This is a genomic window from Streptomyces sp. NPDC034670 (assembly GCF_055574875.1).
This window is the reverse complement of record NZ_JBVITR010000038.1, coordinates 50,352-70,577: the sequence shown is the minus strand read 5'-3', so window position 1 is coordinate 70,577 and position 20,226 is coordinate 50,352. Positions and strand designations below refer to the sequence as shown.

19 protein-coding genes and 4 pseudogenes are annotated in these 20,226 nt (G+C 71.6%); 8 read left to right on the top strand and 15 right to left on the bottom strand.

Translation table 11 applies throughout. From position 1 onward, the window contains the following. Positions 1-8: 8 nt before the first annotated feature. The 4 genes from ACZ56B_RS23265 to ACZ56B_RS23250 form a co-directional block, all read right to left on the bottom strand. The gene (locus tag ACZ56B_RS23265; RefSeq protein WP_468793789.1) at positions 9-1,115 is read right to left on the bottom strand and encodes an aliphatic sulfonate ABC transporter substrate-binding protein; all 1,107 of its coding nucleotides are present in this window, start codon (positions 1,113-1,115) and stop codon (positions 9-11) included. A gap of 692 nt (positions 1,116-1,807) precedes the next feature. Further along, positions 1,808-2,590 (bottom strand): TSUP family transporter, encoded by a 783-nt coding sequence (locus tag ACZ56B_RS23260; RefSeq protein WP_468793786.1) that lies wholly within the window; start codon positions 2,588-2,590, stop codon positions 1,808-1,810. A 42-nt stretch (positions 2,591-2,632) separates the two neighbouring features. Then, the gene (locus ACZ56B_RS23255) at positions 2,633-3,862 is read right to left on the bottom strand and encodes an acyl-CoA dehydrogenase family protein (RefSeq protein WP_468793784.1); all 1,230 of its coding nucleotides are present in this window, start codon (positions 3,860-3,862) and stop codon (positions 2,633-2,635) included. Positions 3,863-3,875: 13 nt separating this feature from the next. Next, on the bottom strand, positions 3,876-4,445 hold the full coding sequence (locus ACZ56B_RS23250) for a winged helix-turn-helix domain-containing protein (RefSeq protein WP_468793781.1): 570 nt from the start codon (positions 4,443-4,445) through the stop codon (positions 3,876-3,878). A gap of 591 nt (positions 4,446-5,036) precedes the next feature. Between ACZ56B_RS23250 and ACZ56B_RS23245 the strand changes: the two genes are divergently transcribed. Further along, entirely contained in the window at positions 5,037-6,314 is a 1,278-nt protein-coding gene (locus ACZ56B_RS23245; protein WP_468793778.1) for a sulfite oxidase, read from the top strand. 259 nt (positions 6,315-6,573) lie between these two features. Here ACZ56B_RS23245 and ACZ56B_RS23240 read toward each other — a convergent pair. Then, a pseudogene (locus ACZ56B_RS23240) lies at positions 6,574-6,759 on the bottom strand (hypothetical protein); the annotation flags it as partial. Positions 6,760-6,792: 33 nt separating this feature from the next. Between ACZ56B_RS23240 and ACZ56B_RS23235 the strand changes: the two are divergent. After that, a pseudogene (locus tag ACZ56B_RS23235) lies at positions 6,793-7,764 on the top strand (alpha/beta hydrolase); the annotation flags it as partial. Between the two features lie 127 nt (positions 7,765-7,891). On the opposite strand, the pseudogene ACZ56B_RS23230 reads toward ACZ56B_RS23235, so the two are convergent. The 4 genes and pseudogenes from ACZ56B_RS23230 to ACZ56B_RS23215 all read right to left on the bottom strand — a co-directional run. Further along, positions 7,892-8,230, bottom strand: a pseudogene (locus ACZ56B_RS23230) (DDE-type integrase/transposase/recombinase); the annotation flags it as partial. A gap of 90 nt (positions 8,231-8,320) precedes the next feature. Further along, positions 8,321-8,524, bottom strand: a complete 204-nt coding sequence (locus tag ACZ56B_RS23225) for a cold-shock protein (RefSeq protein ID WP_468793775.1) — start codon at positions 8,522-8,524, stop codon at positions 8,321-8,323. Between the two features lie 747 nt (positions 8,525-9,271). Beyond that, complete coding sequence (locus ACZ56B_RS23220) at positions 9,272-9,580, bottom strand: STAS domain-containing protein (protein WP_468793772.1); 309 nt, start codon at positions 9,578-9,580, stop codon at positions 9,272-9,274. A gap of 28 nt (positions 9,581-9,608) precedes the next feature. Next, entirely contained in the window at positions 9,609-10,826 is a 1,218-nt protein-coding gene (locus tag ACZ56B_RS23215; RefSeq protein WP_468793769.1) for a PP2C family protein-serine/threonine phosphatase, read from the bottom strand. Positions 10,827-11,472: 646 nt separating this feature from the next. Here ACZ56B_RS23215 and ACZ56B_RS23210 point away from each other — a divergent pair. Next, positions 11,473-12,225 carry a transposase gene (locus ACZ56B_RS23210; protein WP_468793766.1) on the top strand — a complete coding sequence of 251 codons (753 nt, stop codon included), beginning with the start codon at positions 11,473-11,475 and terminating at the stop codon, positions 12,223-12,225. On the opposite strand, the gene ACZ56B_RS23205 is transcribed toward ACZ56B_RS23210, so the two are convergent. After that, entirely contained in the window at positions 12,226-12,417 is a 192-nt protein-coding gene (locus ACZ56B_RS23205; RefSeq protein ID WP_468793763.1) for a transposase, read from the bottom strand. It lies immediately after the preceding gene. Positions 12,418-12,531: 114 nt separating this feature from the next. Between ACZ56B_RS23205 and ACZ56B_RS23200 the strand changes: the two genes are divergently transcribed. The 3 genes from ACZ56B_RS23200 to ACZ56B_RS23190 all read left to right on the top strand — a co-directional run bounded on the left by ACZ56B_RS23200 (position 12,532) and on the right by ACZ56B_RS23190 (position 15,275). Beyond that, entirely contained in the window at positions 12,532-12,654 is a 123-nt protein-coding gene (locus ACZ56B_RS23200; protein ID WP_468793761.1) for a hypothetical protein, read from the top strand. Positions 12,655-12,733: 79 nt separating this feature from the next. Then, on the top strand, positions 12,734-14,353 hold the full coding sequence (locus ACZ56B_RS23195; protein ID WP_468793759.1) for a leucine-rich repeat domain-containing protein: 1,620 nt from the start codon (positions 12,734-12,736) through the stop codon (positions 14,351-14,353). Positions 14,354-14,423: 70 nt separating this feature from the next. Continuing rightward, positions 14,424-15,275, top strand: coding sequence for a DUF1963 domain-containing protein (locus tag ACZ56B_RS23190; protein WP_468793756.1), 852 nt, complete (start codon positions 14,424-14,426; stop codon positions 15,273-15,275). Between the two features lie 514 nt (positions 15,276-15,789). On the opposite strand, the pseudogene ACZ56B_RS23185 reads toward ACZ56B_RS23190, so the two are convergent. The 4 genes and pseudogenes from ACZ56B_RS23185 to ACZ56B_RS23170 form a co-directional block, all read right to left on the bottom strand. Further along, positions 15,790-16,029, bottom strand: a pseudogene (locus ACZ56B_RS23185) (metallophosphoesterase family protein); the annotation flags it as partial. A gap of 39 nt (positions 16,030-16,068) precedes the next feature. Continuing rightward, positions 16,069-16,725 carry a class I SAM-dependent methyltransferase gene (locus ACZ56B_RS23180; protein ID WP_468793752.1) on the bottom strand — a complete coding sequence of 219 codons (657 nt, stop codon included), beginning with the start codon at positions 16,723-16,725 and terminating at the stop codon, positions 16,069-16,071. A gap of 156 nt (positions 16,726-16,881) precedes the next feature. Further along, positions 16,882-17,127: a hypothetical protein gene (locus ACZ56B_RS23175; RefSeq protein ID WP_468793750.1), complete on the bottom strand. Its 246-nt coding sequence runs from the start codon at positions 17,125-17,127 to the stop codon at positions 16,882-16,884. Between the two features lie 408 nt (positions 17,128-17,535). Further along, on the bottom strand, positions 17,536-17,736 hold the full coding sequence (locus ACZ56B_RS23170) for a transposase (RefSeq protein WP_468793801.1): 201 nt from the start codon (positions 17,734-17,736) through the stop codon (positions 17,536-17,538). On the opposite strand from ACZ56B_RS23170, the gene ACZ56B_RS23165 reads away from it, so the two are divergent. Continuing rightward, a complete protein-coding gene (locus tag ACZ56B_RS23165) occupies positions 17,671-17,841 on the top strand; it encodes a hypothetical protein (RefSeq protein WP_468793804.1) in 171 nt (56 codons plus the stop codon). The two genes, ACZ56B_RS23170 and ACZ56B_RS23165, sit on opposite strands and share 66 nt — an antisense overlap. A 270-nt stretch (positions 17,842-18,111) precedes the next feature. Here the strand turns inward: ACZ56B_RS23165 and ACZ56B_RS23160 are convergent, their stop codons facing one another. Beyond that, entirely contained in the window at positions 18,112-18,882 is a 771-nt protein-coding gene (locus ACZ56B_RS23160) for a calcium-binding protein (RefSeq protein ID WP_468793747.1), read from the bottom strand. Between the two features lie 556 nt (positions 18,883-19,438). On the opposite strand from ACZ56B_RS23160, the gene ACZ56B_RS23155 reads away from it, so the two are divergent. After that, positions 19,439-20,113, top strand: coding sequence for a lytic polysaccharide monooxygenase auxiliary activity family 9 protein (locus ACZ56B_RS23155; protein ID WP_468793744.1), 675 nt, complete (start codon positions 19,439-19,441; stop codon positions 20,111-20,113). Positions 20,114-20,226 lie beyond the last annotated feature (113 nt).

Genomic DNA, 20,226 nt, shown 5'->3' with positions numbered 1-20,226 from the left:
ATCCGCGGTCATCCGGCGCCGAGGCCGGCGTCGTCGACCTCGTCCTTGCCCTCGGCGCGGAGGACCTTGTTCAGCGGAGCGAGGTCGTAGATGCCCTTCAGCCGGGGCTTCTCCAGCAGCCCCGCCCGCACCGCGTGCTCCGCCTGGGCGCCGAGGGTGGCGGCCAGCGGGTCGTCCAGGAAGGTGATGGACTCCCAGGCCGGGTCGATGACCTCGGCGGGCAGCGCCTTGCCCGCCAGCTTCTCCAGCGCCGCGTTGGCGGAGGCCTTCGCCTTCTCCGGGTGGGCGTTGATCCACTCGTTGGTCCGCACCGAGCCGCGCAGCACGGCCTCGACGACGTCCGGGTGCTCCTTCAGGAACTTCTGCGACACGATGATGTTCGTGATCACGAACTTCCCGTCGGGCCAGAGGTCCGCCTCGTCGAGCAGCACCTTCGCGCCGTCGGAGACCAGCTTGGACGCGGTCGGCTCGGGCACCCAGGCGCCGTCGACGGAACCGGACCTGTAGGCGTCCGGGGTGGTCTTGTTGTCCGTGCGGACGACGGAGACGTCGCCCCTGCCGCTCTGCGCGTCGACCTTCCAGCCCTTCTGCGCGATCCAGTTGAGGAACGCGACGTCCTGGGTGTTGCCGAGCTGCGGCGTGGCGATCTTCTTGCCCTCGAGGTCGTCCAGAGTCTTGATCTTGTCCGGGTTGACGACGAGCCTCACGCCGCCGGAGGCGGAACCGCCGACGATGCGCAGGTTCTTGCCGTTCGACTTGGTGTAGCCGTTGATGGAGGGGGAGGGGCCGATCCAGCCGATGTCGAGGGAGCCGGCGTTCAGCGCCTCGATCTCGGAGGGGCCGGCGTTGAAGGTGGACGCCTTGAGCGTGGTGCCGCCGAGTTCCTTCTGCAGCAGGCCCTCCTGGACGCCGACCAGGGCGGTGGCGTGGGTGAGGTTGGGGAAGTAGCCGATCCTCACCTCGGCGGCGGAGAGCTTCTCCGCGTCCGCCGCGCCCTCGCTCCGCCTGCCGTCGTCGGTGGCTTCGGAACCGTAGCCGCAGGCGGTGAGCAGGAGCGGGAGCGCGGCTGCGACGGCGAGGGTGCGCAGGGCGGTGAACGGTCGTGCGACAGACACGGAGGTGTCCTCTCGGGAAAGGGGGACCGGGGCGAGGCCGGCGTACGGGCGTGGCTCATGGGCGTGCGCCTGCACGGCCGTCGGGCCGGCCTCCGGATGCGGGGAGGCGGCCGTGGCCTCGGTGGGCAGGTGCGGTGCGAGGAGCGGGCGGGCGCCGCCGGCCGCGGACGCGGTCCCGGCGGGGCCTCAGGCCGGCCGACAGATGGCGCTGGACGCGCGGCCGAAGTCGATGTGGCGGCGCGAGGTCAGCAGGGGGCACGCGACGACGGCGTACGGACGCGCGGTCATGGCCACCCCCTGCGGAACCCTAGTTTTCCTACCTGGCTGATAGGGATCGTGACAGAAAGCGGCCCCCACCCCAAGAGGCAGTTCATATGATGGACGTCACTCGCTCACAGGGTGAGAAGCCCCTGGCCGTGGGCGGGAATCAGGGATTCACCCAGGCCTTCGGGGCATCCGCCAACGCGGCCACCCCGGCGCATGGCGTTCAGGACGCTCTTCCAGGGCCTTGTGCGGGATGTCCTGAGCGCCGGCGATCGCCTCGGCCTCGAGCGACCCGCCGTCCCCGGACGACGCGAGTTGCAGCGCGGCGCGTACCGCGTAGTCCGCCCTGGCTGAGACCCGCATGCGGTCATTGTCCCGTACCGCCTCCGCCCGCCCTCCACCCGCGGTCGGGGGCGCGGAGACGGTGGTCAGCTCAGCGCCTGCGCGGCGTAGAGGACGCCCACGGCGGTGGCGAGTGAGCCCAGCAGCAGGCGCAGCCCGGTCTCGGGCAGCCGCGGCTGCAGCCGCGCGCCGAGACAGCCGCCGATCAGGCCGCCCAGCCCGCAGGCCAGCCCCAGGTACCAGTCGGGAGCCACGTCGCCGGCGCCCGCCGGGGACAGCAGCGCGAAGGCGCACGCGCCGGCCACGGACGTGACGAAGGTCGAGGCCAGCGCGGCGGGCGCCACCCGCGCGACGGACATGCCCCGCCCGACCAGCAGTGGCCCGAGCAGGGAGCCGCCGCCGATGCCGTAGATCCCGCCGACCACCCCGACGGCCAGGGCCAGTCCGGTCACGGCGCGCGGTGACGGCTCCGCGTCCTCGGCCGGCCGGGTGGGGCGGAGGGTGCGCCGGACGAGCCACAGCCCGAGCGGCACCAGAAGCACGGCGATCAGCAGCCGGAAGACGGTGGCCCCGGGGACGGCGAACACCCGTACGGCGGCGCCCACGACGACCCCGGGCAGGGTGCCGCTCACCAGACGGCGGGTCAGTGGGTCGCGCAGCAGGCCCGTGCGGTGGTGCCGCAGCAGCGCCCCGGGCCCGGCCACCACGTTGAACAGCAGGTTCGTCGGCGTGACCGCGGGGCTCGGCACCCCGAGGACGCTGAGCTGCACCGGCAGCAGGAACACCGCGCCGGACACGCCCGCGGGCGTGGTCGCCACCGAGATGACCAGGCCCGCGGCCAGTCCGGTGAGTGTGGTGGACCAGGTCACGACACGTCCTCGAAAAGGGTCCTGCCGGCCCGGCCCCGGGGGTCAGGCCGGCAGGACGAACGGGGGGTGGGCGCCGTTGAGGAAGTAGTCCCCGACGTCGCGCAGCCGGTGTGCGACGGGCTCGTACAGGGTGTGCGTCCTGGCGTTGCGCCAGAAACGGTCGAAGCCCAGCCGCGCGGACGCCGAGCGCGGGCCGACGATGTCGAGCGCGCGGGTGGTGGACTCCTGCGCCGCCCGGGAGGCCGCGGTCTCGGCCATGGACACCAGCGCGGAGACGTCGGCGCACTCGTCGTAGGTCAGGTCCTCGCCGCGCTCCAGCCCGTGCCGCACGGCGTCCAGGGCCTGGTCGCTCAGCGCGGACGCGGAGCGGGTGAGGACGGTGAGCTCGCCGTACGCGGTGAGGACCTGGGGATCGTCGGGGAAGCCGGCCGACGGGACGGGCTGCCAGGGCCGGTGCCCGGCCCTGCTGTACTCGCGGACCTCGGCCAGCACTCCCTCGGCCATGCCGAGCAGCAACTGCACGGAGAACAACCGGGCGACGGGCGCGGCCAGGGCGGCCCGGGGGGCCAGGTGGTCCTCGTCCGCGGACAGCGAGCCCAGGATGTCGTCGCCGCCCACCGGCACGTCGTCGAACTCCACGCTGCCGCCTGCCGCGAGCCGCTGCCCGAAGGTGTCGCCGGTCGCGTCGACCACCACGCCCCGGCGGGCCGGGTCCACCACGACGGCCAGGGGTTCGCCGGTGTCCTCCCGTACGGCCCGCACGGCGACGCGGTCGGCCACCAGCACCCCGGTCGGGTAGCTCTGGCGGCCGCCGAGCACCAGGCCCCGGGACGTGCGGGCCAGTGTCAGCGGGGGGTCCTGCGGGGCGAACCCGCCGCCCCAGCACCACTGTCCGGCCGCGGAGCGCTCCGCCGTCCGCAGGGCCGCCCCGGGGTCCGCGAAGAACCGGGCGCTCCACGAGAGGAAGTAGTGGGAGCCGAGGAGCTGGCCTATGGCGCCGTCGGCGGTGGAGATCTCCCGGACGATCGCGTACGCCGTGGCCCAGTCCTCGCCTGCGCCGCCCGACTCGGCCGGCGTGAGGAGGGTCAGCAGTCCCGCCTCGCGCAGCCGGGACACCTCGTCGACCGGGGCCTTGCCGGCCCGGTCCCGGATCACGGTGTCCGTGGCCAGGTCGTCCGCCGCCTCGCGGGCCACGCGCAGCCAGTGCGCCCGGCCGTGCGCGACGGGTTCGGCCGGGGGTGCGGGGCGGGTCGGCGCGGCGGCAGGGCACATGGCGGTGCTCTCCTCAGGATCGGCCGCGGGCTGCGGCGTGGGGGCTGTCCTGGTGGTCGGGGACGTACTTGTAGCCGATGCTCCGGACGGTCACGATCCGGTGCCGGTGGGCCGCACCCAGCTTGCGGCGCAGGCGCGCGACGTGGACGTCCACCGTGCGGCCGTCGCCGACGTGGTGGTACCCCCAGACGGCCGCCACCAGCCGCTCGCGCGACTGCACCAGGTGGGGGTGGTGCACCAGGTGCGCCAGCAGCTCGAACTCCAGGTGGGTCAGGTCGAGTTCGCGTCCGTCGACCTCGGCGGTGCGGCGCGCGGTGTCGATGCGGACGGCGTCGTCCGCCGGCTGCCGCACGGGCGTCGCGTCGCCGGCGTGCACCAGGCGGAACCCGGGCAACGGCCGGTCCTTCACGAACAGCTCGGTGGGATCGGTGCCCCGGGGGACCAGCAGGAGGTAGCCGACGAGCGGTGCGGGCGTGGGGTCCTCGGCGTGGCGCCGCACCTCGTCGGCCACCAGGTGGAGGTGGTGCGTGTCGGACAGCGACGGACGGAGCGAGGCGGTCGGGTGCGGAAGTGCCGTGGTCATGGCGGTCGTCCCTCGGATGCGGTGTCGGGTCCCGGCGGACGCACGGTGGTGCGCGGGCGCCGGGAAGGATGGCCGGGGTGCGCGGTCGGACGTGCGAGCCGCGCCTCAGGCGCGACAGCAGGAGGCACTGACGACATGACCGAAGTCGACATGCCGACGGCGTACGAGTCGCTGCTGCACGGGGGACATGCCCCTCATGCTGCGCACCCCCGCGGACACCGTCAAGGTTTCCCTACCAAGTCCGTAGGAAAAGAAGGGAACATCTCACATGCTGAGCACGCAGGGCCGTCACCCGGGACCTGTGGGTCCGCCGAAGCGGCGGGCGCGCGGACCTGACGGTGCGTTGACACGTCCGGACGGCGCGTGCTTGCATCGCGCCATGCCACCGCTGGAGTCCTTGACGCGCCGCCGCACCGTGGATCTCGTCCGCGTGGCCGCCGCGCCGTGTCGCTTCCCCGGCTGACCGACGCGCCTCCCCGCGGCACTTCTCTCCGGCCCGCCGTTCACGGCGGCCCGTCCTGCGGGCTCCCCTCGCTCCCGCCCGCCGCGCACCGTCGCCTCCTGCGGCCCTACGACCACGAGGACCCCGCCATGCCCTCATCCGCAGCGCCCTCATCCCGCCCCGACGAGACCGCTTACGACCGGCACCGGCTGCGCCAGTGGCTGGCCGGCGAGGCCAGGGCGGACGGCGTGAGCCGCCGCCTCCTGCTCGCCCTGCTCGCCGCCGGCGCGGCCGGCGCGCTGCCCCTGTCCGCGCCGGCCCGCGCCGCCGACGGCGACACGATCGTCAAACCGCTGCCGCCCGAGGTGTTCATCCGCCGCGGCACCAACGCCGAGACCCGCTGGGAAGCCCTGCGCGGAACCGGTCACCACACCCCCAACGGCCTGTTCTTCGTGCGCAACCACACCACCACACCGCTCCTCGAGGCGCGCGACTGGCGGCTGCGGCTGTGGGGCAGCGGACTGCGCGGCGGGCCCGGCGAGGACAGGGCGACCGAGTTCGGCTACGACGACCTGCGCCGGCTGCCGTCCGTCACCCGCACCGCGTTCGTCGAGTGCGCCGGCAACGGGCGCAGCGGCTACACCACCCAGCAGGGCGAGACGGTCGGCGGCACCCCCTGGACGCTGGGCGCGATCGGGGTGGCCCGCTGGCGCGGCGTGCCCCTGTCCACCGTCCTGCGCCGGGCGGGCCTGTCCCCGTACGCCGTCGACGTGCAGCCGCGCGGCCTGGACGCCGGGTACGTCAGCGGCGGGGAGAGCCTCGGCAGGGTGCGGCGGCCACTGCCGCTGCCCAAGGCGCTGCACGACGTCCTGCTCGCCTACGAGATGAACGGTGAGCCGCTCCCGCCCGACCACGGGTACCCGGTGCGGGTGCTGGTGCCCTCCTGGGTGGGCATCGCGTCGATCAAATGGGTCGGCGACATCGAGGTGTCCGCGCAGCCGCTGTTCTCGCCGTGGAACACCGCCTTCTACCGGCTGTTCGGGCCCGCCCACCCCGAGGGCGGCAGTGCGCCGCTGACCCGGCAGACCCTCAAGAGCTCCTTCGAGCTGGCGCGCGGCGCGAGGTTCACGGCGGGCCGGAGCCAGGTGCTGACCGGCCGTTCGTGGTCGGGCGCGGGCCCGATCGCGCGGGTCGACGTCAGCACCGACGGCGGGTCGAGCTGGCGGCCGGCCCGGTTGCACGACCGGCCGCGGGCCGACACCTGGACCCGTTGGTCCGTCACCTGGAAGCCTCTCACCCGGGGCACCGCCCACCTGCTGGCCCGCGCCACCGACACGGCGGGCCGCACCCAGCCGGACGTCTCCGTCCACAACACCGAGGGATACCTGTTCGACGCGGTCGTGCGGCACGAGGTGACCGTGGCCTGACGCCGGATGCCTGGCGCCCGGGACGCGGCGGTGCGCCGCCCCGGGCGCCGCGCGGCAATGCAGCCCTCTTGCCGCGGGCGAGGGCCGCCCCGAGACTCCCGCACGGGAATCCCAATTGCTCACCGGGTCCCTCGCGGGGCGGGCTGATGAGCGAGCGCAGCGGCGGCACCACCGCGCCGGCCGTGCTGAGACCGGCTAGGCGTGTTGTTCGGACAGGTTGGTGGCGGTCCTGACGCCGGCGCCGGGGACAAGGTCTGTTCACGGACCAGCGGCGGATGGTTTCGTGGGCGACGATGACGCCGCGGCCGATGCCGCGCTGGAGCATCAGCTCCTCGACCTCGTGGAAACCGAACGGCAAGCGGAGGCACAACCGCACAAGGGGGGCCGGTCGTCGTTCGGAGCGTTTGAGGGGGCCGTCCGGGTCAACATCCGTGACCTGCCGGATGCCGGTGCGTCCTGGCCCGGTCACCCTGGGGGGATGACCATACGCACCCGTCGCGGTCTCGTCGTCCTGGTGGCCGCTCTTGTGCCGGCCGTCGGGCTGCTTCCCGCAGCGGCAATCCCCGCCACGGATGCTCCAGCGACCGCCCCGGCGTCCCGGGAATCTCCGGCGAGTCGTTCCGAACGCCCGGCCCGCGTCGTCGGCGAGGAGCGGACCGGACCCCGGCTGCTCGACCTGACCATCCAGTCCCCGGCCCTCGCAGGCACCGGGAAGGTACGGCTGCTCACCCCGGACGGCTGGAATTCGCGGCGCCCCGACGACCACTGGCCGACGCTCTACCTGCTGCCCGACGGCAGCGGGGACCACCGCAGCTACACCGACGAGTACCACCTCGAGAAATGGCCCGAACTGCGCAAGACGCTCGTCGTCATGCCCCAGATGCCGTTCTACGGCTTCTACAGCGACTGGTGGAACAACGGGACAGGTGGCGCCCCGGCCGTGGAGACCTTCCACCTCGACGAGATGCTCACCCTCCTGGAGCGCGACTACGGGGCCGGACGGCAGCGGTCGATCGCCGGGCAGTCACAAGGCGGGTACGGGGCCGTCAAGTACGCGGCACGCCGTCCCGGGACGTTCGGGGCCGCCGCCAGCTTCGGTGGCTTCCTCCACCCCCTCCAGTACCCCGAGGCAGTCAGCGGCGGCGCGGAGTACCTCGGAGTGCCGTGGCGAAGGATCTGGGGCGACCCGGTCCGCCAGCGCCACGTCTGGCAGCAGAACGACCCCTACCACCTCGCCGAACGGCTCCGCGGTACGCGGGTCCACATCGCCGCCGGGGACGGCACCCCGGGCGCCCTCGACCCGCCGGGCACCGAGCCGGACCCCGATATCCCCGGCCTGGCGGACCTGGCCCCGCTCTACCCGGACGAGGTGATCTCGCTGACCGAGGCCGTGATGGGCGACGAGTCACGCACCGTGGCCCGTCGCCTCCAGGAAGCCGGCGTCCACGTCACCACCCACTTCTACCGGGGCACCCACAGTCCGCCGTACTGGGAACGCGAACTGCGCCGGGTCCTGCCGATCCTGCTGGCCCCTGACGCAGACCGGTAGCACGCTTGCTCGCGATCATGGAGCAAGGACGTTGACAGCGGTGCTCCACCGAGGGCAGGACCTCGCGGTGGGCTGCACCGTGGGAGCGGAGCTCGTCCGTGACGATCACCCGCGGCACCGTACCGGTCCTCTTCAGCAGCCGGCGGAAGAACCGCCGGGCCGCGGCGGTGTCCCGCCGGTCCTGCACGAGGATGTCCGGCACCATCCCCTCCTGGTCGACGGCCCGCCACAGGTACTTCAACTCGCCGTTGATCTTGACGAAGACCTCGTCCGGATGCCGCTCGTCTCCCGGCCGTGGCCGTCGGCGGCGCAGCGCGCCGGTGTGGGCCTGCCCGGACTTGGCGCACCACCGCCGGACCGTCCCATAGCCGCACCTGAGGGCCACACCGGCTCTGACCAGCACTTTTCAACAGACCCTAGACGGGCCAGGAACGCTCGCAGGCGCAAGCCGGTGTCATCAGGCCGGCGTGACGTTCTCGGCCTGCAGCCCTCTTTGCCCCTGCGTGACGTCGAAGCGGACCTTCTGGCCTTCATGCAGTTCCCGGTATCCGCCGCCGACGATGGCCGAGTAGTGGACGAACACATCAGGGCCGCCGCCGTCCTGCTCGATGAAGCCGAAGCCTTTTTCCGCGTTGAACCATTTCACCGTGCCGGTGGCCATCTCGGTCTCCCTCATCAGCGGTCGGGCGGCGCAGCACTGTGCTGCGCGGACGCAGGTTGGATCATCCTGGACCCACCGAGAGCTGGAAAGGAGAAACGCCCGAAGCCACGCTTGTATCTCGAGTGCTGGCGCCCACATCGACGGAGTGTCGTCCTGAAGGCGCGTAACCGGGCAGCTTCCCGACCGCCGACTGGGCTTGGGGGGGCCGTCGGACCGCCGCCCTGGATCGTGGTCCTCCTGATCTCGGGGACGATGAACAGAACGGTGAGGATCACGGCCCGGACCGCAGCCGGGAGGGCCGCCGCATTCCCCGGGGCCCAGTGGCCCTGGCGGTCGGCCACCACGGCCGCCAACCGCACGATCGGTGCCCCGGGGCAGCCAGGTGTCCTGCTGCGCTGCTGTCTGAACCGCCTGCCAGCAGCAACGGTATTCAGGAGCGGACGTGGGCGACTTCGCATCAGCTCGCTGTGGCCGGGGCGCGGAGCGCACAGAGGCCGAGCCGGTTGCCGGGTGCGTCTTGACGTGTGACCAGGTAGGGCGGTCGGGCTCTGCACAGGGTCCCGGGTGTGCCCTGGGGGACGCACGGTGCGCCTCCGGACGTTGCCGATGCCGGCGTCGGTGCCGGTGCCGTTCGGTTGTCCCGCCGGCGGTCAGCTTCCGCTTCCGTCAGGAATGTCCCAGTGGTCCGTCAGGGACGGCGTCCACGGTGGGATAACTGTGCAGTACCTGATCGGTGCCGGTCAGGGCCTACATGCGCCGTACGCGCTCGCTGGGTGCGATCAGCACCGGGGCGGCGCCGGTGTCTCCGGCCGTGCGGTAGGCCGCTGTCAGGCAGGTCAGCCCGGTGGAGTCCAGGAACGCGACGCCCGACAGGTCCACGAGCGCGCTGTGGCTGCTGCCGTGCAGGAGCGACTGCAGGACGGTGGCGAGTCGCGAGGCGGTGTGCAGGTCGAGATCGCCGGGAACCCTCACGAGGGAGCGGTCGGCGCGCGGTGGGCGCACCCGCGGCTCCAAGGTGTCGTGCCGGTCGAAGGAGGCGGGTCGGTCGACGCTCACGACCGCTTCTTTCTGTGCGGGCCGCGGATCACGGGGTCAGCTCCTGCTGGTGGCCGCCGCGCCACTCGGTGAGCAGCACGGTGGCGTCGTCGTCGAACTTGCCGTCGTGATGGTCCAGCACCGCCGCCATCAGCCGGCGCAGCGTCTCGTGCAGGGTGTGCTCGCCGGAGTGGTGGCGCAGGATGAACTCGATGAAACGGTCCCGCCCGAATTCCTGGCCCTGGGCGTCGCGGGCCTCGATGACGCCGTCGGTGTACAGCAGCAGGCGGTCCCCGGGCTCCAGTTGCTCGGTGGCCTCGGTCACCACCAGTCCGAGGTCGGCGCCCATGGGGCCGGCCGGGGGGCAGGCCAGTTCGGTGGCCCACCGGTTGCCGCGCAGCAGGATCGGCAGGTGGTGGCCTCGGTTGATCCAGGTCAGCCGTCCGGTTTCCATGTCGAGGTCGGCGAGGATGCCGGTGACGTAGCGGCTGGTACCGAACTGCTCGATCAGGATGCCCTCCACCTGCCGGCTGGTGTCGGCCAGCGTGGCGCCCTGGCGGCGGGCGTTGCGGCAGGCGGCCACCGCGACATTGGCGGTGATCCCGGCGGTGGTGTCGTGGCCCATGGCATCGAAGACGCCCAGATGAAGCGTGGTGCCGGCCACGGCGTAGTCGAAGGCGTCACCGCCGACGCGGTAGGCGGGTTCCATCACGGCGCCCACGGTGGCTTCCTGTCCGGCGTAGGCGGGCGGCGGAGTGAGGTTCCACTGCATCTCCGCGGCCACGTTCATCGGCTCGGTGCGCACCAGGCGGGCGTAGGAGTCGCTGAAGGAACGCTTGCTGAGGAGCAGCAGGGCGATCATGGAGGCCAGATCGCGCAGTGCCTGACGGGTCGGCTCGTCATCGGTGTCGGTGTCGGCCCGCAGCACCCCCAGCCGCTCCACACCGTCGGTGATGGCCACCCACCACCGGCGCCGGCCCGTATCACCGCCGGCCTTGTCCGGTTTGGCGAGGAGGTCCACGCGTTGGAAGGCCTGGCCGGGCAGACTGCCCTGGACGGAGAACTCCTGCCCGCCGTCCCCGGCATCCAGCCCCTGTCCCGTCAGCTGGCGCAACACCGTCTCCTGGATGTCCACCAGGAACACGGCCGTGGCATGCATACCGGCCACAGCGGCGTACTCGGCAACCAATCGAGGAAGCTGCTCGAGCGTGACGGTGTGCCCGGCCTGCATCAGCCGCACCAGCGAGGACGCCGCATCCTCAGCCATTGCCGGCACCTTCGGCCGGGCCGCCCCACGGCAGGCCGCCAGGCTCCGGCACGGCTGCATACCCCACGAACAGGTCCCTTTCCGCTGCTCAGCGCATGTATCCGCCTCCGCGCATGACAGACGCCCCAGCGGACCGCCGTCGAGAACGTGCGGACAAACCACGGTTACCAGCAAAGCGCAGCACCGCTGCCCCTGCTACATCGCCCGGCCGCCGGTGCCGTCCTGTCCCCACGCGGGCAATGATCAGGTTGTTGACCGGCCGACTTGCTCGCCCGTCGGAGGGAGCAGCGGGCGGGGTCGTGGCGGTCTCATTCAGCTACCGGGCGGCCGGCGCTGTCGCCACCCGAGTCATTGGCCGGCACCACGACCACCTGGACCCGTTTGCCGATGCCTTCCCTCATGGACGGAGCCAACGGGAGCGATGATCAGGGCAACGTCACGGCCGCTGGCAGAACACGGCCGGACGACGTTCCGCGCCCTCCGGCCGGCGAAAGCCGGGCGGAGGGCGCGGACGAGGATGTGGTCGTGAAGGGCGGTCGCCTACGCGGCGAAAGGCTCTGCAGGGCTTCAGCCGAACGATCGTCCCTGCAGGCGATAGGTGAGGCCCGGGGACACTGTCCCCTCCACGACCACACCTTCCCCGACCATGCCCGCCCGCAGATTGTTCCCCGCCCCTCCCCCCACCGCGTCGCCGGCTGTGGCCACCGCCATCGACGGCATCCACGTGCCGACCCTCGCCGGGGAGATCGAGCACCACACCGGCGACCGGCTCCGCCGGGCCCTGTGCGATCACCGGCATCCGCCTGCGCAGACGCGTCCGCACCACCGTCCCGGACCCGGCTGCCTCCCAGGTCCTGGACCTGTTCCGGCGGGACTCCACCGCCGTCGAGCCGGGCCGCACCTACACGGGAGACATCACCTGTCTGCCCCTGGCGGACGGCGGGTCCTCTGTCTCGCGACGGTGCCGGACTGCTTCAGCCGGAAGGTCGTCGGCTGGTCCATCGCCGACCACACGCGCACCGGCCTGGTCGCCGACGCGCTGCCGATGGCCGCCCGCACCCGCGGCGGCCTGGAAGGCCCCGTCTTCCACTCCGACCACGGAGCGCCATGCGGCTCGAGGGCCTTCGCCGGCCTCTGCGACCAGCCCAAGGTGACCCGGTCCATGGGCGCGGTCGGCTCCAGCGCGGACGACGCCGCCTGCGAGAGCTTCCACGCGTCGCTCCAACGCGAGACCCTCCAGGACGCCCGCGACTACGGCGCCCCTGTCACCTGCAGGAACCAGGTCTTCGCCCGGCTGACCCGCTGCCACACCCGCCGTCGGCATTCCGCCTGCGGCCACCCCGGCCCCAACGAACACGAACGACGCCACCACGCTGCTGAGTTCACGCCCGCCGCGTGATCAACGAAGCATGTCCACCATCACGGGGAAGGCCCGTTCGACGTACTGCCGGACGACCGACAGCGGTGCTCCGCCGCACGATGCCGCGAGGTACGACGGGGACCGGAAGTGTCCGTCCGTGATCGCTCGATCCACGCGGCTGGTGAAGTCCCGGCGCAGGATGCGGGCCGAGACGTCCCCGGGACCGTTCACGAGCCCGGAGACGGCGACCTCCGGGGGTGGTGCACGGACAGGTGGACATCCCGCCGAGTGGGGCAACCTGTCGCTCCTGCGTCCCCGACGGGTGACCCGGTCCCGAAGTCCACCGTGCGGGAGAACGCCCGCACGACCGTGGTCCACATCCACGCCTTCTCGCTGACCCTGGTCAAGGAACTGCGCCGCGAGAAGGACGGCGGCCTCCCCGCGCGCCCCGTGCCGGATCCGGCGTAGCCGTCGGTGTACGCGGAACCACCATGGTCAGGGACCATTCGCCGATCACGTTGTCACACCCGGCCCCTACAGTCCTCCCATGACACGAACAACTCCCCCCGGGGCGCCCGCCGATGACCCGCAGGGCGACAGCACAACGGCGCGAGTAGCACAGTTGAGGACGCTCCTGGAGACCGCGAGCGCTGCCGAAGCGGGCGAGGCGGTCAGGGAGCTCATGCTGCCGGCAGCGTCCGGCGGCGGCAACGAGGCGTTGGATCTGGCCGTGCGGTACAGCGGCGTCTCCGACTGCTCCACCGAGGAACTGCTCCGGTTGTGGGCGATCGCCGACGGAGACCCGTTCGGCTTCTGCGAGAAATTGGATGCCCCGGCGTACCGCGCGCGCAAGGCTGTCAGGAAACTGGTTTCCCTGTCCGCGCCGGGTGACGGTGGGCATGCCCTGAAACTGGCCGCCCGGTTCACCCCTGTGGACCCGTACGCGTCCAAGTTCCTCATCCGCATGTGGAGGACGCACCCTGACCCGGACAGCTTCGCCGAGCACCTGCTCGCTCCGGCGTTCCGTCAGGAGGGCAGGACGGAACTGCGGCTGCCGCACGCGTCCTCCCTGCACGGTCTGCGGCATCTCACGATGCTCAGGAAGCTGGACCTCTACCAGTGCGACGAGCTCACCGACCTGACCGAGGTCGGTGAGCTCACCGGCCTCACGGACCTCGATCTCGGCGGCTGCACGAGCGTGGAGGACCTCACCCCGATCGGCCGTCTTCCCCGGCTCACCCGCCTCGATCTGAACCGGTGCGGCGCCGTCGAGAACTTCGAGCCCTTGCTGACCCTCAGCAGTCTGCGTCGACTGAGGCTGAGTCACACCCAGGTGCGCTCCCTCCGTCCGCTGAGCGGGGCGCTCACCGCTCTGGAATCCCTGGATCTCCGCTCCTGCGGGTCTCTCACCGGCCTGGACGGACTCGCCGGACTGCCGAACCTCGCCCACCTCCAGCTGAGCGGCGACCAGCTCCACGACCTCTCGCCGTTCGCGGCTCTCCCTCGACTCGAGTCCCTCGAACTCGACAACTGCAACGAGCTGACGACGCTCGAAGGGCTGGACGGTCACCCCCGGCTGAAGAAGCTCGGGATCCACGGCAGCCCGGTACTGCGCACCACCGAAGGTCTGGGTGAGCTGCCGGCACTGCGGGCGTTGACGTTCACCAGTTGCTCCGCGCTGGCCGACCTCAGGGGTCTCGGCCGCCTGCCCGCGCTGCGCACGCTGATGATCAACGGCTCCGCCGTCCGCGACCTCGGTGACCTGTCCGGATCCCCACTGACCACGCTGACCCTGCTGTACATGGAGGACCTGGAATCGCTCAGCGCCCTCCGGGACTGCTCCGGCCTGCGTGAACTGACCCTGCGGACCCTGAACGACGGCCCCTTGGTCGAGGACATACCCGTGGAACGGCTCAGCTCGCTCACCGTGGCCGGCCCGCGCTGGGCCGCGCTGAAGGACATCACCCTGTTCACCGCTCTGCCCCACCTCGCCGAGCTCGACCTGCGCCACTGCCGGTCGCTCGGGGACATCCGGCAGCTGCTCGACATGCCGGCGCTGACACACGTCCACCTGGCCGAACGGAACGCGACCTCGCCGTCGGGTGTCCCCGATCCCGTGGTGACCGAACTCAGGGCACGCGGCGTGACCGTCACGCTGCACCGTTGACCGTCCACGATCCGCCGCTCCCCCGGCGCGTTTCCCCCATCGAACCGGCCTGGCCGCAAGGAGACTCCCCATGTCCCCCGAAAACCTGGACACACTGAACGAGTTCCGTGAGAGGGCCCTCGCAGAGGGCATCCCCCCGGACGACATCGCGCGGTGGGTGGCCACCGCCCGACCCTGCGCCCTGCTGGGCTCCATGGTGGACGGGCCGGTGGTGGGCCGGCTCGGCGGGCCCCTCATGCTCCCCGTGGACGCCCCCGACCCCTGGTGCAAGCTCGCCGCCACCATCGACCTCGCCGCGCTGCCCGCCGGAGCGACCGACCTCGACCTGCCCGCCGACGGCCACCTGCTGCTGTTCGCCAACCCCGACCCCGACCGGATCGGGGAAGAAAACCTGGGCACCGCGCTCCACGTTCCCGCCGGCACGCCCGTCGAGGAACGCCCCGTGGACCTCGACCCGGGATGGGAGAACTACCCCTACGAAACGGATCTCCCGGAAGGTCTGCTCCGCCTGAGCACCGGCGTCTCCCTGCCGTACTACACCTCGGTGTACGCTCCCGGGCACCCTATGAACTGGGCGGATCACCCGGAGCACCCTCACGCACACGAACTGGTCGAGGTGTGGGCGGAGATGCCGGGCGAGGACATCGGACGCGGGCTTCAGCTCGGTGGATACGCCGAGGACGAGGACTGGGCGGAGGACCCCAGCGTGGCGGCCGGACGGGAGGCGGCACGAGCGGTGGCCCGAGGCGAACTGCCGACGCCCGATACGGACGTACGTCCCGAGGACTGGGTGTGTCTCGCCCAGTGGATGCACGGGATCGACGGTCTGGAGATGTCCTGCTACTCATGGTCGATCGCCCGGCAGGACCTGGCCGCACGGCGCTTCGACCGGGTCTACGCCACCATGACCTGGAACCCGTGACACCCGCAGGGCGCTGACCCACGGGCCTGACGCCGCTCGGTGGCCGGTTCAGCGCCGTCGGGGCAGAGCGGTGGGGACTCGTCCACCACGTCGTGCCGGACGATGCCGTGCCGGACGGGACGGCGACCGACCCGGGTATCGCCCTCGGCAGACACCTGATCACCGGCCCCACCGTGGCCTACGCCCGTGGAAGCGTCTGCGCGCCGACACCCGCTGGACCGGGACGCTCATGGCCGTCGCGGAGACCGAGGTGCGGCAAGCGACGACGGCCGCCGTGGCCGCCGTGCGCGACGCCTCCCTCAGCCGCAGTACTGCGGCCCGGGCCGACCGGGCCGCCCCGGCCGGGCTCCCCGGCTTCGCCTCCGGCGACGCGCCGGCCTCCGCCGTCCTGACCGCGGCCGCACCAAACCGCATGGCCGTCCACGGCCCTCCGGACTGGTGGGTGGCGTTGATCGTGTGGTCGGTGTGCGGCTGCCCGCTGTCGTGGAGGGGAGCCAGTGTCACGGACTGCGGGGGCGTCGGTGTCGGTCGCGCGAGCGTGCAGGAAGTAGTCGGCCCACTCGGTGATGCCGGGGCAGGACGATTCCTGGCTGAGCCGGGTGGCTGCGGCCTGGAGGTCGAAGTGCGTGGTGCGGAGTTCGACGCCCGGACCCAGGAGGGCCCGGTGTGCTCCGGTTCGTCCGCAGGGCGTGCCGATGCTGCCGGGGTTGATCACGAGTCGGCCGTGGGCGGGGCGGACGGACGGCATGTGGGTCAGGACAGGCTCGACGGACCGCTCGCGTGGCTTCCGGGTTCAGTCCTGGTGCCACACCAGCGTGTAGCGCCAGAACAGTCGGCGGCGCAGTCGCGCACCGGGCAGTATGCGTCGGGCTTCGCGGACGATCTCGGGAAAGCTCATGGTCGCCGGTCGGACCGGTGCCGTCATCGAGGCCGGCAGGCATGCCGTGCGGCCCCTGTTCTTGATCCAGCCCGTGGCGGCATTCAGTGGAAGGGCGGCGGCACCGAGCAGATGGTCGCCGAAGGTGTGCGCACGCCAGAGGCCGACGACCACCAAAGTCCCTCCGGGTGCCAGGTGCCGGCGGAAGTGGGCGAGGGCGTCGGTGAACGGCAGGTGGTGAAGGGCGGCGACGCAGGTGATGACGTCGTAGGAAGCAGCAGGGATCCCGGTGAGCACGTCCGTGGTGGTGAAGGTCACCGGAGCGTCCGGAGGGGTCAACTCCTGTGCTCGGGCGACGATTTCCGGGTCGGAGTCGATTGCGTCCACTGCTGCAGCACGCGTGGCCAGGAGTCTGGCCAGGTCGCCGGTGCCGGAGCCGACGTCCAGGGCGATGCGGAAGCTTCCGGGGAGCTGCCGCATGATCCACCGGTGGTAGTGGGCGTTGTGGTCCCAGGGGTGGGCGGCGTTGAAGCGGTCGAGGGCACTCAGGAAACGGCGCGGCAGTGTCGTCATGCCGTGAGTCCACCAGGCCCGTCTTCCCGTCGGCGACCCCGGCATCGAGGATGCTGCCACAACCGGGTGAACAGAGCCACGCCCCCGGGGTCGGCCCCGTCGCACCCCTCACCGCCGCCGCTGACCGGGCCGCCCGGACTGTGTACCGGTGATGCGTCAGAGGCGCTTCGCCGGGGCAGGCTGCCGCGTGCCCCGGCCGTACCACCAGTTCCACATTGCATGGCCCACGAGCAGCACGACGGCCACGGCCGAGAGCGCGCGCACCGAGGCCCGGACCATGTCGACGACCCGGCCCTGCGAGCCGCCCGCCTCCGCCGCCAGCCGCTGGGATGCCTCGAAGAAGGCGATCGACGGGACGAGCAGGCGGAACCCGAGACCGCCGAGGCCGGGCGTTCTCGCCATACTCCCCAGGAGCCCGACGGGCGCACCGAAAGCGAATGCCGCTGCCCCCCAGAACAGGGCCCTGGAGAGGAGGCCGTCGCCCGCACCGGAGATGACCTGTCCCCCGGCCGGAACGTTGGGGCTCAGAAACTTGAAAAGGTAATACACGGCCACGCCCACTGCCAGCGCCGACGACGCCAGCAGTGATGCCTCAATTCTTGACCGCCGGGAGTAACCGACCAGGAAGGCGAAGCACGCCCACGACCATCCCACGGAAAATACGACGCCTACGGCCTGGAGGACCGGGTTGTCGAATTTACTCGCGAATGGGCCGACCACGCCGAGCAGTGCGCCTGCCCCGAGGACTGCCGCAACAGGGGCGATGCGAGAACGCGTAAAGTGTGAGATTTCCATGATCCTGTTCTTTGGTCAATTCCTCAGGCGGAGAGAACCAGCACTTAGAGGACACACCGTCCAGGGCATAACGGCGAAGCGGGTGTGGACCGTCCGCCACGGCCCGGGGCGTTCCGGCGGGTCACGCCACGAGATCCCGGTACGGATCCCGTGGACCATGCCGTGGACGACCCGCCGGTCGTCCACGCGTGGCCGGCCCGTGGCAGCTCTCGGTATCGGCGGAGCGAGCAGTTCCCACCCCTGATCGGTGAGTTCATGACGACGCACCGCCCTGCCGTGATCCACCACCTGCTGATCCTCGAAGACGGACCCGTGCTGTGACCTCCTGGGCTCACCGGATTGGGTCCCCGGTCTGGTTGGCCTGCCGGGTCTCCACGGGATCGGGTAGGCCGAGCAACGTGGAGACTCGTGCCCGCGCCGACCGACAGGCCCGGCGGTCCGGTTCCGCCGGGTCACCTCGTGTCGCGCGGGGCCGACGTCTGCGGCGTTCGCGGTCGACGCGGCTCGGGTGGCGGGTCGCCGACGGCGGTGGCTCGGCGCCCGCGACGCTGTCCGCGCCGCGGGCCAGGGCCTTCGGGCACGGAGGCGCGCTTACGGGAGGACGATGTTGCGGCCGGGTCCGCCTTCGAGGGCGTCCTTCCCGGTGCCACCGCAGACGAGGTCGTCGCCGCCTCCGCCGTCCAGTGTGTCGTTGCCGGGGCCGCCGAGGAGGATGTCGCGGCCGTCCCCGCCCATGGCGTGGTCGTCGCCGGGGCCGGCGTGCACGATGTCGTCACCGCCGTAGCCCTCGATCATGTCGTCGCCCCGGCCGCCCCACATCTGCTGGTTGCTGCTGTCACCCATCAGGTGGTCCATGCCGTCGCCGCCGTGCAGGGCTGCGGGTCCCATGACCATGTCGTTCCCCGCGTCGCCCAGCACCGTGCGCGCGGTGTGGGCGTGCAGTTCGTCGTCGCCGGGGCCACCGCTGACGGTGCCGATCCCGGGGGTGAAGGCGGCGATCGTGTCGTTGCCGTCGCCGAGGAAGACGTCGATCCTGTCGGGCCGGGGGCTGTCGGCGGGCAGTTCGCAGACGACGGAGGTGGTGTCCTCGGGCCTGGAGTACGCACAGTGGTCGCCCGGTTCGAGCGGGACCACGTCGCTGAAGCCGATCCGCCGGATCCCGTCGCTGGTGTACATGGAGAATATGTTGAGGTTGTTGGTCTGTCCCGCAGCGGCGGTGAAGACGATCGACTGGGTCGCCCAGTCGGCTCCCACGCGGGCCTTCGCCTCGGCGGCGGTGGCGGCGGCTGCCGGGCCGACGGTGAGGCCGGCGGTGAACAGGGCCACGGCGACCGCGCTGACGGTGGCTCGGTTTCGGTTCATGAGACCTCGTCTCGGTGGAGTGACGGTGGACCGACCTGCTTGGCGTGGTGCTGCCGGGGCCGGGCGGGCCCGGTCGTAAAGGCAGTCTCCCCTGCTGGTCCGGATCTGCAAGACCGCGAGTTGACGCGGCGTCATGGTAGGCCGATGCCCCTCCGGATGTGAGGGCCGGGCTTCTTCGGTCAGGCATGTTCCCGGTGTCGCCGTGACAGGGTTCGCTGGCTCACCCCTGGCCCGGTGAAGAGAAGTCGGCCGACGCAGTCGATGGCTGGGATGGTCAAAGGAGCGGAAGGCTGCTGCCCGGGTGCGGGCGGAGGAGCTTCGCCCGCAGGCGGGACGAGTCGCGGTCGGATCCGCCGAGATCGCCCGGCCCACCGGTCCAGGCCGCATCCTCGCTCTCCGGTCCCGGGAACGGTTCCGACTCCCGGCTCACGGCAGATCCCCCGCTCGCTCCCACCTATGTGATCAACTTCGTTTGTTTCATTGACATTTCACTCAGAGGACGTACTGTTGGGAGCGCTCCCACGACAGTCTTACCACTGGAAGGAGTTCCCCCCACATGCGCAATCAGAGTCCGTTAACCGGGCGTTCGCGGTCGTTCCTCCGCCGGCCCCTCCAGGCGCTCGTCATGGTGTTCGCCGTAATCGTCGGCGCACTGGCCTGGTCGGCCCCCGCCCAGGCTCACGGCACCATCGTCAACCCCGCCTCCCGCGCGTACCAGTGCTGGAAGACGTGGGGCAGCAACCACATGAGTCCGGCCATGCAGACCGAAGACCCCATGTGTTACCAGGCGTTCCAGGCCAACCCCGACACCATGTGGAACTGGATGAGCGCGCTCCGCGACGGCCTCGGTGGCCAGTTCCAGGCGCGGACCCCCGACGGGACGCTCTGCAGCAACAACCTCTCGAGGAACGCCAGCCTGAACAAGCCCGGGCAGTGGAAGACGACCAACGTCAGCAACAACTTCACGGTCCAGCTGCACGACCAGGCGTCCCACGGTGCCGACTACTTCAGGGTCTACGTGAGCAAGCAGGGCTTCAACCCCAAGACCCAGACCCTGGGCTGGGGCAACCTCGACTTCATCACGCAGACCGGCCGCTTCGCCCCGGCGCAGGACATCAGGTTCAACGTCAACACCTCCGGCTACACCGGACACCACGTCCTGTTCGTGATCTGGCAGGCCTCGCACCTCGACCAGGCCTACATGTGGTGCAGCGACGTGAACTTCGGCTGAGCCGGAGAGCGCCGCACACGGCACCGGCCCCGGCCGGGCGCCGGTGACCCGCCGCCCGGCCGACCGAGCCCCGTCGGGGCAGGGGACCCATTTGGTCACCCTGCCCCGACGGG

Excerpts from the sequence above, each read along its gene's own strand:
- ACZ56B_RS23160 (WP_468793747.1), bottom strand. The coding sequence starts at position 18,882 with ATGAACCGAAACCGAGCCACCGTCAGCGCGGTCGCCGTGGCCCTGTTC.
- ACZ56B_RS23215 (WP_468793769.1), bottom strand. The coding sequence starts at position 10,826 with ATGGCTGAGGATGCGGCGTCCTCGCTGGTGCGGCTGATGCAGGCCGGG.
- ACZ56B_RS23155 (WP_468793744.1), top strand. The coding sequence starts at position 19,439 with ATGCGCAATCAGAGTCCGTTAACCGGGCGTTCGCGGTCGTTCCTCCGC.
- ACZ56B_RS23210 (WP_468793766.1), top strand. The coding sequence starts at position 11,473 with ATGCCCGCCCGCAGATTGTTCCCCGCCCCTCCCCCCACCGCGTCGCCG.
- ACZ56B_RS23175 (WP_468793750.1), bottom strand. The coding sequence starts at position 17,127 with ATGGCGAGAACGCCCGGCCTCGGCGGTCTCGGGTTCCGCCTGCTCGTC.
- ACZ56B_RS23255 (WP_468793784.1), bottom strand. The coding sequence starts at position 3,862 with ATGTGCCCTGCCGCCGCGCCGACCCGCCCCGCACCCCCGGCCGAACCC.
- ACZ56B_RS23245 (WP_468793778.1), top strand. The coding sequence starts at position 5,037 with ATGCCCTCATCCGCAGCGCCCTCATCCCGCCCCGACGAGACCGCTTAC.
- ACZ56B_RS23250 (WP_468793781.1), bottom strand. The coding sequence starts at position 4,445 with ATGACCACGGCACTTCCGCACCCGACCGCCTCGCTCCGTCCGTCGCTG.
- ACZ56B_RS23225 (WP_468793775.1), bottom strand. The coding sequence starts at position 8,524 with ATGGCCACCGGCACGGTGAAATGGTTCAACGCGGAAAAAGGCTTCGGC.
- ACZ56B_RS23195 (WP_468793759.1), top strand. The coding sequence starts at position 12,734 with ATGACACGAACAACTCCCCCCGGGGCGCCCGCCGATGACCCGCAGGGC.
- ACZ56B_RS23180 (WP_468793752.1), bottom strand. The coding sequence starts at position 16,725 with ATGACGACACTGCCGCGCCGTTTCCTGAGTGCCCTCGACCGCTTCAAC.
- ACZ56B_RS23190 (WP_468793756.1), top strand. The coding sequence starts at position 14,424 with ATGTCCCCCGAAAACCTGGACACACTGAACGAGTTCCGTGAGAGGGCC.